The organism is Pseudoalteromonas maricaloris (assembly GCF_024746855.1).
Taxonomy (GTDB): domain Bacteria; phylum Pseudomonadota; class Gammaproteobacteria; order Enterobacterales; family Alteromonadaceae; genus Pseudoalteromonas; species Pseudoalteromonas maricaloris.
Map to the genome: position 1 here is coordinate 1,915,992 of NZ_CP024625.1, position 12,213 is coordinate 1,928,204.

At 44.5% G+C, this 12,213-nt stretch carries 9 protein-coding genes; 8 read left to right on the forward strand and 1 reads right to left on the reverse strand.

Annotation, left to right across the window (positions count from 1 at the left end; translation table 11 throughout):
* Nucleotides 1-166: 166 nt before the first annotated feature.
* The 8 genes from CTT31_RS08300 to CTT31_RS08335 all read left to right on the forward strand — a co-directional run bounded on the left by CTT31_RS08300 (nt 167) and on the right by CTT31_RS08335 (nt 10,508).
* Nucleotides 167-2,062, forward strand: coding sequence for a propionyl-CoA synthetase (locus tag CTT31_RS08300; RefSeq protein WP_312026963.1), 1,896 nt, complete (start codon nt 167-169; stop codon nt 2,060-2,062).
* A gap of 457 nt (nt 2,063-2,519) precedes the next feature.
* Nucleotides 2,520-3,788: an efflux RND transporter periplasmic adaptor subunit gene (locus CTT31_RS08305; protein ID WP_260492337.1), complete on the forward strand. Its 1,269-nt coding sequence runs from the start codon at nt 2,520-2,522 to the stop codon at nt 3,786-3,788.
* Nucleotides 3,789-3,829: 41 nt separating this feature from the next.
* A complete protein-coding gene (locus CTT31_RS08310; RefSeq protein ID WP_010604884.1) occupies nt 3,830-4,525 on the forward strand; it encodes an ABC transporter ATP-binding protein in 696 nt (231 codons plus the stop codon).
* Between the two features lie 9 nt (nt 4,526-4,534).
* Complete coding sequence (locus tag CTT31_RS08315; RefSeq protein ID WP_260492338.1) at nt 4,535-5,896, forward strand: ABC transporter permease; 1,362 nt, start codon at nt 4,535-4,537, stop codon at nt 5,894-5,896.
* A gap of 2 nt (nt 5,897-5,898) precedes the next feature.
* The gene (locus CTT31_RS08320; RefSeq protein ID WP_017217287.1) at nt 5,899-7,119 is read left to right on the forward strand and encodes an ABC transporter permease; all 1,221 of its coding nucleotides are present in this window, start codon (nt 5,899-5,901) and stop codon (nt 7,117-7,119) included.
* A 60-nt stretch (nt 7,120-7,179) separates the two neighbouring features.
* Nucleotides 7,180-8,499, forward strand: coding sequence for a sigma-54-dependent transcriptional regulator (locus CTT31_RS08325; protein WP_260492339.1), 1,320 nt, complete (start codon nt 7,180-7,182; stop codon nt 8,497-8,499).
* Nucleotides 8,496-9,833 (forward strand): sensor histidine kinase, encoded by a 1,338-nt coding sequence (locus CTT31_RS08330; RefSeq protein WP_260492340.1) that lies wholly within the window; start codon nt 8,496-8,498, stop codon nt 9,831-9,833. The genes CTT31_RS08325 and CTT31_RS08330 overlap by 4 nt, the downstream gene beginning before the upstream one ends.
* A gap of 228 nt (nt 9,834-10,061) precedes the next feature.
* Entirely contained in the window at nt 10,062-10,508 is a 447-nt protein-coding gene (locus CTT31_RS08335; protein ID WP_211859784.1) for a hypothetical protein, read from the forward strand.
* Nucleotides 10,509-10,565: 57 nt separating this feature from the next.
* Here CTT31_RS08335 and CTT31_RS08340 read toward each other — a convergent pair whose 3' ends face one another.
* Complete coding sequence (locus tag CTT31_RS08340) at nt 10,566-12,008, reverse strand: catalase (protein WP_260492341.1); 1,443 nt, start codon at nt 12,006-12,008, stop codon at nt 10,566-10,568.
* Nucleotides 12,009-12,213 lie beyond the last annotated feature (205 nt).

Below are 12,213 nucleotides of genomic sequence, written 5' to 3' on the forward strand. Positions count from 1 at the left end.
ATATCGAATTAGAAGAACAAGTGCTCATTAACACCTGTACTAGAGGTTGCTCCTTTCCCTAACATCAACCTTGATCTATATCATCCTCGCAAGACTAAAGTCTCATCAAAACTTGGCGGTTTTTTATCTATCTTTACTAAGTTCCAGCGAAACTGAGTAACTTATTATGACAACAATAACCTATCAACAGGCATACCACACATTTACCCAAGACCCAGAAGCGTTTTGGCTTAAAGAAGCGGCACGGCTTGATTGGCATACGCCACCAAAAATCGGACATAACCAAGGTCAAGAGGGGCTGAGTCATTGGTTTAGTGATGGTTTGATGAATACCAGTTATTTGGCACTCGACCACCATGTACACCAAGGCCAAGGCGAGCAAACTGCATTAATTTATGACTCGCCGGTGACGAATACCAAACGCAAAATTAGCTATCGCGAGTTGCTCTCTCAAGTGAGCCATTTTGCGGCTGGCTTAAATCAACTTGGTGTAAGCGTAGGGGATAGGGTCGTAATTTATATGCCCATGGTGCCTGAGGCGGTCGTTGCCATGCTTGCTTGTGCGCGCGTGGGTGCTATTCATTCCGTGGTGTTTGGCGGTTTTGCACCTCATGAGCTTGCGGTGAGAATAGATGATGCGAAGCCAAAGCTAGTGATCAGTGCTTCTTGCGGAATTGAAGTAGGCCGCACCATTGAATACAAACCTATGCTGGACGAGGCGCTTTCGGCGGCAAAACATCAAGTTGAGCATTGCATTGTGTTACAGCGTGAGGCATACCAAGCGCAGATGTCATCGCCAAGGGACCTAGATTGGACTGTGGTGGCAAACACGCCTGAATCCTTTGATGCCGTGCCGTTACCAAGCACGCATCCGCTTTATATTTTGTATACTTCTGGTACCACAGGCACACCCAAAGGAGTAGTACGAGAGCAGGGCGGTCACGCTGTGGCATTAAACTACAGTATGAAAACCGTTTACGGCATGAAGCCCGGTGAAGTGTTTTGGGCTGCATCCGACATTGGCTGGGTTGTGGGGCATTCTTATATTGTTTATGGCCCGCTGATTTATGGTTGCACCAGCGTATTATATGAAGGAAAACCGATTAAAACCCCAGATGCAGGGGCGTTTTGGCGAGTGGTAGAAGAATACCAAGTGACAGCACTTTTTAGTGCGCCCACGGCATTTCGTGCCATAAAAAAAGAAGATCCGAGCGCTGCGCTTTTGGCTAATTACAATACCAGCAGTCTAAAAACGCTATTTTTAGCTGGTGAACGACTAGACCCTGCTACCTACGACTGGCTACAGTCCACCACAAAGCTGCCAGTGATCGACCACTGGTGGCAAACGGAAACGGGCTGGGCAATTGCGTGTAACCCAGTTGGGATTGAATTGATGCCTACAAAGGCGGGCAGTGCCACAGTTCCTACACCGGGCTATCAAGTCGAGATCCTTGATGTGGACGGCAGTACATGTGAAGCCAATCAACAAGGTGTTGTTGCGGTGAAATTACCACTCCCTCCCGGTTGTTTAACCACTATTTGGAATAACACGGCGCGCTTTAAAGGCAGTTACTTATCACAATACCCTGGTTATTATCTCTCTGGTGACGGCGGCTATTTTGATGAAGACGGCTACCTGTTTATTATGGGCCGTACCGATGACGTAATCAACGTAGCCGGACATAGGTTGTCAACCGGTGAAATGGAAGAAATCGTTGCTGGCCACAATGCAATTGCAGAATGCGCCGTATTCGCCGGTAAAGATGAGTTAAAAGGCCAAGTACCCATTGCCATGGTGGTATTGAAAGATGGCGTAAACACCACTGAATCGGCAATTGCCGAGGAGATAAGAAGCCTGATCCGCGAAAAAATCGGCGCGATTGCCTGCCTTAAAACTATTAAAGTGGTTGAGCGTTTACCCAAAACCCGTTCGGGTAAAATTCTCAGAAAGAACCTACGCCAGCTAGTAGACGGAGAAGACATTATCGTGCCATCTACCATTGACGACCCCGCCATTATTGAAGAGCTAAAGCAATTGTGGGATGTGAGCCAGCACCAATAGTTTTTGTGTGTTAGCAGGTTACCCCTAACGCTAAACGCGCATCAACATTGATTAGGAGCGGGTTCATCCCGCGATTTTTTGAGTGCGGTTACCTCAAAAATCTGATGTCGTGATAAATCACGACCTACCAGTTTTAATCGCGATCTAGCTGTGTTGCTGAGCTACTAGGGCAAACCTTGTGCTAAACGCGCAGCAGTATTAGGTGGGAGCGGGTTCATCCCGCGTTCTTTTGAGTGCGGTTACCTCAAAAATCTGGTGTCGTGATAAATCACGACCTACCTGTTTTAGTCCTGTTCTGCTATTGTCCGCAAACTGTCCGGTGTCCGTCCAATCCCTTTGAATAAAGCCGTTAAATCTCATAAATACCATATAAAACAATAATATAAATTATGGCATGCTACTTGTAATTAGTTACACATGATAATCGCGGACACCCACTTGTCCGCAAGGAGGTAGCATGATTAAAGATACAAGTGCGCAAGACAAACAAATCGCAAAAAAGCGAACCATAAAAAAGCCTGTGATTGCGTTGTTGGCCGTTGGCATCACCTTAGGTGGATTAACTAGTGCTTGGCCAAGCATTAACACGATTTTATCTGCAGAGCAGACGGTATCGCGGGAGCAAGTACGTCTTGCCACGGTAGTGAAAGGTGATATCAGCGAAGATATTCGTGTTGAAGGGCGTACGCTCGCTGCGAATAATCCAGACTTATACGCCATCGCATCGGGCACAGTAACGCTAAACGTTAAACCCGGTGATGCCATCAAAGCTGGGCAAGCGTTACTTAGTATCGACAGTCCAGAGCTAACCAACCGTTTACTACAAGAAGAGGCGACATTTGAGCGTTTACAAACCGAAGTTGAGCGCCAACGGATCTCGATTAAACAGCAGCTACTCGATACCGAACAACGCATGGAAATGGCGAAAGTAGACTTAGAAGCGGCGGAGCGGGAAATGGCGCGCTCAAAACAAAGCATCGAAAAGCAAATTATCTCAAAACTAGAGCTTGAACAGTCAATGGTTGAACTTAAGCGTGCGCAATTACAAGAGCGTCACGCCATCGATTCGCTAAAGCTTGAGCAAGAGCGACTTGCGTTTGAGCTAAAAAGTAGCGAGCTGAGCCTAACCAGACAACAGCATATTTTAGAAGAAGTGCAGCGTCAGGTAGCGGCACTTAACATTATATCGCCGTTGTCCGGTATTGTTGGTACGGTGCATGTTCAGCAAAAGCAATTTGTACAGCGAGATGCGGCGCTAATATCCTTGGTTGACCTTTCAGAGCTTGAGGTTGAAGCGCAAATACCAGAAATTTACGCCGACAATCTGGGAGTCGGCATGGCCGCTGAAGTATTTATCAATCAATATCAATATCATGCAAAACTGGTCGCTATTTCCCCTGAAATTGAAGCTGGCCGTGTCAGTGCGCGAGTACGTTTTGATGAACAACCAAGCGGTCTTCGCCAAAACCAAAAGGTATCTACAAGAATTATCCTGTCGCAAAAGCAAGACGTGCTCAAAGTAAGGCGTGGCGCATTTGTTGAAACTGGCGCAGGGCGTTTTACCTATACGGTTGTCGGTGAACAGGCTGATCAAACACCCATTCAGCTAGGTGTAAAAAGTATTTCTGAAGTTGAGATTATCGAGGGCCTGAGTGAAGGACAAGAAATCGTGATCTCAAGTTTAGATCCGTTCAATAACAAAGCGCGAGTGTTACTCGGGAAGTAGCCTCATCTTGCGTACCGAATAAGAATGAGAAGGAATAGACAATGTTAAAAATGAATGAAGTAAGCAAAATTTATCGCACAGATCTGATTGAGACCCATGCGCTCAGCAATGTTAATTTAACCATTGAAGAAGGGGAGTTTATTGCGGTTACAGGGCCGTCAGGATCGGGTAAAACCACTTTTTTGAATATTGCGGGTTTATTAGAGCGTTTTGAGCGTGGTGACTATTTTTTAGATGGTGAAAACGTTGCCAATCTTAACGATAAAAAGCTGTCACAGCTAAGAAACGAAAAAATTGGCTTTATCTTCCAAGGCTTTAATCTTATCAGCGACTTATCTTTATATGACAACGTTGAAGTCCCCCTTATTTTTAGGGGAATAAAAGCCAGTGAGCGTAAAAAGCGCATTGAAGAAGCGCTTGAACTCGTTGGGCTTGCAAGCCGAATGAAACATCATCCTGCACAACTAAGTGGTGGGCAACAGCAGCGTGTGGCTATTGCCAGAGCGCTTGCAGGGAAACCTAGATTCCTACTTGCGGATGAGCCAACGGGTAACTTAGATAGCTTAATGGCAAGACAAGTGATGGATTTATTACAAGAAGTGAATCAGGCGGGCACCACATTGATTATGGTAACCCATGACAATGAGCTGGCACGACGAGCGGGTCGTAATATCCAAATTCTTGATGGTGAGCTAACCGACATCACTAAATCTCAGCTAACCGAACTGGCAGTGTAGGAGTAAGCGATGAAAGAGCTAATACTATTAGCTTGGCAGGGATTAAAGCAAAAACCCAAGCTAAGCGCACTGATGGTGATCAACCTTGCAGTTGGGATCACCTTGATGTTGACGATGTCAGCCATTGTAAAACAAAGCAGCAGTGAGGTGATTGGTCATAAGGGTGATTACTTGTACACCGCGGGTCTGAATTTTTTTGATGGCGACCAAGACGTTGTCGATTTTAACCAATTTCCTCGCTGGACATATCAAGATGCAGAGGCGCTTAAGCAAGCGGATTTACCATACGAGCATCTATCATTTAACTACACCACAGAGTTTATTGTGGGGCTGGCGGATAACTCAGTTAGGCCTATTAGTGTAGAAGCTTCTGGTACAGATAGAGATATGTTTAGTGTACTAGATGCGCCGTTTATCCACGGAGCTTCTTGGAGTGAACAAAGCCAACAAAGTGGTGAAGCGGTCGCTGTGATCAGTAAAAACGCTAACGACCATCTTTTTGGTGGGGCGAATTCTGTTGGGCAGTTTATTCAAGTTCAAGGCGAACAAATACAAGTCGTGGGCGTGGTTGATTTAAGTAATTATAAACGTCGTTTCCAAGATTTGAGCTTTAGTAATAATTACAATCACGATGCTTTTATCCCGCTAAATTATGCCTATACGCAAAACTTTCCAAGAACGGGGCAAGTAAGCTGCCGCACAAATGAATTATACACCGCAACCAACCCACGCAGCGGCAGTATCGACATGCTGAAAAGTGCTGAATGTGGTTATTTGACGGTTTGGTTCCAGTACCAAAATGATATGGGTGCGGCACATCTTGCAGAACTAAAAACTTGGTTGAATAACTATATTACAAATCAGCAAGCGGTAGGCCGTTTTCAACATAATAATCTCACCGATTTTTATAGCATGGGCGAGCTCTATATTTTGATCCAACGCTTTTTGGCATGGGAAGCCATTTACCTAACGTTTTCGTATTTTCTGTTTGGTATTTGTTTAGTGAATACGGTTGGCATTTTGCTCGCCAAATTCCAAGCCAATCGCAAGCTTATTTCCCTTTATCGAGCGCTCGGCGCAAACCGTGGGGTAATAATGAAAATTCACTTTTTAGAGATCTTGATGCTCACGGTTGCGTCCGTAGCACTTGGCTTTGTATTGGCATTCGCGGGACTTGAATTGATGTTCCACCTACGTATGTATCAGGCAGATTATATGGCGTTTGCCGAGCAAGTTCGTCAAATCTATCAGTTCGATATTGAGCTGGCACTTTTGACCACCATAGGCATTTTCTTGGCGGTTGGGATATCTGGATTATATCCGGTATACCGTAGTAGCCGTGTATCACCAGCTGCAGAGTTAAGGGGGTAAGTATGGCGATTAAACATATTTTAAAACTGATCTTAAAACAAAAAAGTATTGCACTGTTAATCATTCTACAGATCGCGATCACTGTGATGATTGTCAGCAATACCGCGTTTATCAGCTATGCAACGCTGCAAAACTGGTTAATTCCTTCAAAGTTGGAAGAGCAACAAATTCTCAATGTAACGACGCGTGTATTTGATACCTCGGTAGACGTGCAATCGCTTATAGAAAAGGATATTCAAGCGATTGAAAATGTGCCTGGGGTCGTTGCCGCATCTTATGCTGGTAGAGAGCTGGTATTAAACAGCTTAGGCCCTGGATGGACTATTTTTAAAGATACTCAACCAGAAACGGATTACAGCGTGTTCGGCTACTTTGGCTTAGATGAAAAAGGGGTAGATGTACTTGGACTTGAGCTCGTTGAGGGGCGTAGATTTTATGCCAGTGAATTTATCAAAGGTGATGAGGCAACAAAAAATGCAGGCGTTATTATGATAAGTGACGACCTTGCCACGTCCTTATTTGGTGATGACTCTGCTCTTGGACAGACGGTGTATATTTCAAGACAACGCATTCCACATCAAGTAGTTGGTGTTTATAAAGGTAAAATGCTTGGAGAAGGCGCAACATACAATCAACAACCCTACAATTCGGGGGTTGTACCTGAGGTTATTTGGGGTAACCGTCAACGGGCAAATTATTTAGTCAGAGTTGAAAAAGGCGTGTCTGAGCGAGTGCTAGAAGAAGTTGAAACGGCACTTTATCACACCAACGGACGAATGGTTGAGCGTGTAGAGTTTGTTGCCAGAGCAAAAAAACGTTTGTGGGATGGCCGTAGCACCTTTGCACTCACCATGGCAGGTATAAGCATCATAGCATGCGTGGTCACCGCGCTTGGTATTATCGCACTTGTCAGTTTTTCTGTTAGCCTAAGAAAGAAAGATCATGGTGTTCTTCGTGCGTTAGGTGCATCTAAAGGCAAAGTGATGTGGTCTTTAATTAAAGAAAATACAATTTTAGTCTTTATCGGTTTAGTGCTAGGCTTTGGTCTCTCGATTTTGCTTTACTATTTTTTGATGAATAATGTTCGCGTGCAAAGTGTGGTAGAGATCCCGTTATTGGTTGGGGTAGCTATTTTTACTTGGCTTGTGAGTACATTGGCAGTGTACCTGCCTGCCAAAGAAGCTGCGAAAGTGTCGCCGGCACAAGTAACTAAATCCAGTTAATAATAAAAACAACAAAGCCCCGAAAGGGGCTAAATCTACAAATTAGGATCAAAAGCGTTCATGAGTGTATTGGTAATTGACGATAATCCGGATGTAATTCAAGCCATTAAAGTCCTTTTGTTGCTCAATGATATTCCGTGTGAAGGTGTTACCTCTCCGCAGCTGGGCCTAGAGAAGGTTCGTAGCAAACAGTTCGACTTAGTTATTCAAGATATGAACTTTACCCGAGACACCACCAGCGGCGCGGAAGGTAAAGCCCTGTATAAAGCCATTCGAGATTTAGAGCCAGACTTACCCATCATCTTACTGACCGCTTGGACGAATCTTGAAATGGCGGTGGAGCTTATTAAAGATGGTGCGGCAGACTACTTAGCTAAACCTTGGAAAGATCATAAACTCGTCACCTCAGTGAAAAACTTGCTCGAAATGCGAGAACTACAAGAGCAAGTAAGTAGCGCTGCTAATCAGCGCAATGCCAGATTACAAAAGCTAAAAGCGCAATACGACCTGTGTGGTGTGGTGGTTGCCGATCCGGCCATGTTGAGCTTGCTTGAAATGGCGACTCAGGTTGCGCACTCCGATGCGCCAATTCTGATCACAGGACCAAACGGCGCTGGAAAAGAGAAAATTGCAGAAATTGTGCAAGCCAATAGCAGCTATAAACATAAACCCTTTATTAAAGTGAATGCGGGGGCCATTCCGGCGGACCTCATTGAGGCCGAGTTATTTGGGGTTGAAAGTGGTGCTTATACAGGCGCACAAAAATCGAGGGCTGGGCGCTTTGAAGCAGCTGATGGAGGCACCTTGTTTTTGGATGAAATCGGCAACTTGTCTTTGACAGGTCAGCAAAAGTTACTAAGGGTTTTACAAAGTGGTGAGTTTGAACGCGTTGGCAGCACGGTCACGAAAAGGGTAAATGTTAGGGTGATCAGTGCCACTAACAGTAATTTACCAGAGGCCATTCGCGCAGGTAGTTTTAGAGAAGACTTGTATTATCGGATCAATATGATTGAGCTTAAATTGCCGCCACTATCTGAGCGAAAAGAAGATATTGCCGTGTTAGTGGATCACTTTTTACCTAGCAATAAGAGTTTGAGTAACGCAGCAATGAAGCAGTTAAAGCATCATACTTGGCCTGGAAATGTCAGGGAGCTTGAAAACACCATAGGCCGTGCTGTGTTGCTGAGCCCCGGGCAAGAAATTGAGTGTGAGCATTTAGCAATTCAAACACCACAACATGTAGAGCCGCTTGAATATACACAAGCAGATATCGAAGCTGCATTAGACAGCGCTGATGGCGTAGTCAGTAAAGCCGCAAGAAAGCTTGGATTAAGTCGGCAAGCACTATACCGGAGAATGGAGAAGTTTGGTTTAAAATGACGGTGTCTCTTCAAGCAGCGGTGTCTGCATGCCTGTTTGTATCACTATTGGTGTTTGCGGCTATTTTATGGCTAGCAGTTTCATTTGCAATACCAATTACTCTGTCAATTCCGGTGGGGCTGCTTGTTGCGGCGGTAGTAGGCGTTGTCGGTATCAGTTACTTTTTCTCTCGCCAACAGCGGATCATAGATTGCTTAACGGACGGGATCCGCAGTTTTAAAGATCAAGACTTCTCAGTTCAAATTACACATTTTGAAAGCATAGAAATGTCTGATTTAATTTTGGAATATAATCGTTTATCGACAACACTAAAAAAGCAGCGCCACGCCACCAGCCAAAGGGAGTTACTACTTGATACCATTTTGCAGGTGTCACCGGTATCTATTTTATTACTAAACCAATTTGATCAAGTGGTATACGCTAATGATAAAGCAGGAAAATTACTTAATAACAAAAAGTCGTTAAGTGGCCTTGTGCTTCATCATGCCATCGCAAATGCAGATCCTAAACTGCAAACTATTTTGCTACAAAAAGAATCCGGGTTTGTGACCTTTCAAGCCAATGATGAAAAGCAAAGCTATTACTTTTCAAGGCAGAGCATAACACTCAACCACCAGCCGCACGTGTTGCTTATGTGTCAAAATCTATCAAGCGAAATGAGCCGTCAAGAAGTAGGGCTTTGGAAAAATGCCATCCGTCTTATCAGTCATGAACTCAATAATTCATTAGCGCCTATTTCTTCACTGACTAACTCCGCAAATACAATTGTTGAGCGCAGTGCTGAAGAGCAAAACCACGCTCTTATTCAACTGTTGCCTGAAATGCTGGCAACCATTAATCGCCGCACCGAAAACTTGAGTGAGTTTGTCGCTAAATATAGCGAGTTTGCGAGGTTGCCCGCGCCTAATATTACAGAGCAACCCTTGCAGCCCTTACTTGATACCGTTGGTAAGCTTTATGACTTTACTTTGCTGGCTCCACTTTCTGTTGAGTGCGCCTTTTTCGATCCCATACAGATAGAGCAGGTGATGATTAATTTAGTTAAAAACGCCCATGAGTCGGGATCTAAGATAGATGAAATAGGCGTTAAACTGCTGGTTGATTATCAACGCCTGATCGTTGTAGTCGTGGATAGAGGCGCAGGGATGGAAGAAGAAAAGTTAGCAAAAGCAGTACTGCCATTCTTTTCTACCAAACCCAGTGGCACAGGCATAGGACTGAGTATTTGTAATGAAGTCGCCATTGCCCACGGTGGACAACTTAAGCTATTTAATCGCGAGAAAGGTGGTCTAATGGTGCAGTTTGATCTGCCCCTCGTTGCGCCTAAAGCATAGCGTTGATATTGCACTGACCCATATCGGGTGGGAGCGGGTTCACCCCGCGATCTTTTTGGTTTTAATGCCGTATTTTAGGCAGCGGAAATCTTTTGTCGTGATAAATCACGACCTACAAATAACAAGCTTCACAAATTTATTTTGTTAGCCTCATTTTCTGCTAAACGCATATCTATCGACAGGCAAAGGCAGAGCAGCGATACTCAAGCAAATTGACAATATAGGGAAATGAACTTGAACGCGCAAACTCAAACGACCAACTACTTTTTACTCTTCGCGGGTGTGTGTACAGCCATTGCGGCAGTGGCGCACATTGGCTGCATTATCTTTGGCGCGCCTTGGTATCGCTTTTTTGGTGCTGGCGAGGAAATGGCTACTATGGCCGATCAAGGGCTTATTTACCCTCACCTTATCACTGCCGTTATCGCTACGATTTTACTGCTCTGGTCATGCTACGCGTTTTCAGGGGCGAAACGGATCCGACAATTACCTTTGATGAAAGTCGCTTTGTGTGTAATAAGTGCAATCTTTTTAATAAGGGGAATTGGGTTTGTTTTTATCATGCCAACGATCCCAGATAACAGCATGACGTTTTGGTTGGTGAGTTCCTCAATTTGCTTAGTAATAGGTGGGGCTTACGCGCTTGGAACCAAAAAGGCATGGTCACAAATTTAGCAGCTTTAAAAGCTAGCACTTCAGGTGCTAGCTTTTTGTTCAGATTGGATAGTTTCTTTATTGATCTAGTGTCGTTCTAACACCGGCTTCAAGTTCTTCGTGAACAGATTTAAATAACCCAAGTTGGCGTTCAATGATATGCTCAGGTACACCCGCCATAGCGCGCGCTATGTTGCCGTACAAGCGCTGCTTTTGGGCATCATCAAATAGGCAATATAGAGCACGAGGCTGTGAAAAATCATCATTGTCTTTGCGGTGGTCGTATCTATCCGCCATTCCTTCAAGCTCAAGAGCAGGGCGTTTATACTCTGGGCTCTCTTTTAGGCCTCCCATCGAATTAGGCTCGTAGTAAGCATCTTCGTTACCACCGGGTTCATTGTTAAAGAACCGCATTGCACCGTCTTTGTGGTAATGATGCACAGGGCATTTTGGGCGATTAACAGGTAATGCCTCATAATGCGTACCGAGTCGGTAGCGGTGAGCATCGGCATAGGAGAAAATGCGTGCTTGCAACATTTTATCGGGAGAAAATCCAATTCCAGGCACCACGTTAGACGGACTAAATGCAGCTTGTTCTATCTCTGCAAAATAATTGTCTGGTACGCGATTTAATTCGAGTGTGCCAACATCGATGAGTGGAAAGTCGCCATGCGGCCAGACTTTGGTTAAATCAAACGGATTGTGTCGGAACTGTTTTGCTTGTGCTTCAGTCATCACCTGAATTTTCATATCCCATTTCGGATAATTTCCGCGCTCTATAGCCTCAAGCAAGTCCTCTTGAAAACTCTCTCTGCTTTCGCCAATTACTGATTTTGACTCTTCATCGGTATGATGCTGGTGGCCTTGTTGGGTTTTCATATGAAACTTCACCCAAACTCTTTGGTTGTCTTCGTTAATCAAACTAAAGGTATGTGAGCCATAGCCGCTCATGTGTCTCACATCCGTTGGCAAGCCACGGTCAGACATTAAAATTAATACTTGATGCAGGCTTTCTGGCGACAGTGACCAAAAATCCCATTGCGCGGTGTTGGAACGCAAGTTGGTTTTTGGGTGGCGCTTTTGGGTGTGAATAAAATCTGGGAATTTATACGGATCACGGACAAAAAATACGGGGGTATTATTACCAACTAAATCCCAGTTTCCTTCTTCAGTGTAAAACTTTATTGAGAAACCTCTTACGTCACGCTCCGCATCCGCAGCCCCTTTTTCTCCGGCTACCGTTGAAAAGCGCATCAGAATGTCGGTTTGCTTACCAACCTCAGCAAATAGATTAGCCTTGGTATATCGGCTTATATCGTTTGTTACCGTAAATGTTCCAAACGCACCCCATCCCTTAGCATGCACGGTACGCTCTGGTATACGCTCTCTATTTTGATGCGCCAGCTTTTCGATTAACTGGTAATCTTCAACCAATAAGGGGCCTCGAGGGCCTGCGGTCAAACTATTTTGATTATCGGCGATTGGATTACCTGCGGTGGTCGTTAATGGACACTTCGTCATTGCTCGTTTCCTTCATATAAAATTTAGAAATTAACAGCAATAAATGAACCAAAATAAAAGTGAAATAAAAACAATCTGTTATAAATGTTGTCGGCGGGGGATGTGAGTTTTACTGAGCAAAGTTTTCAGAGTGATGTAAGCGCTACGTGAATTATACAGACTGTTGAAATGCAGCGGTTTCATCCGCTGCAAATTTAGAAATTAA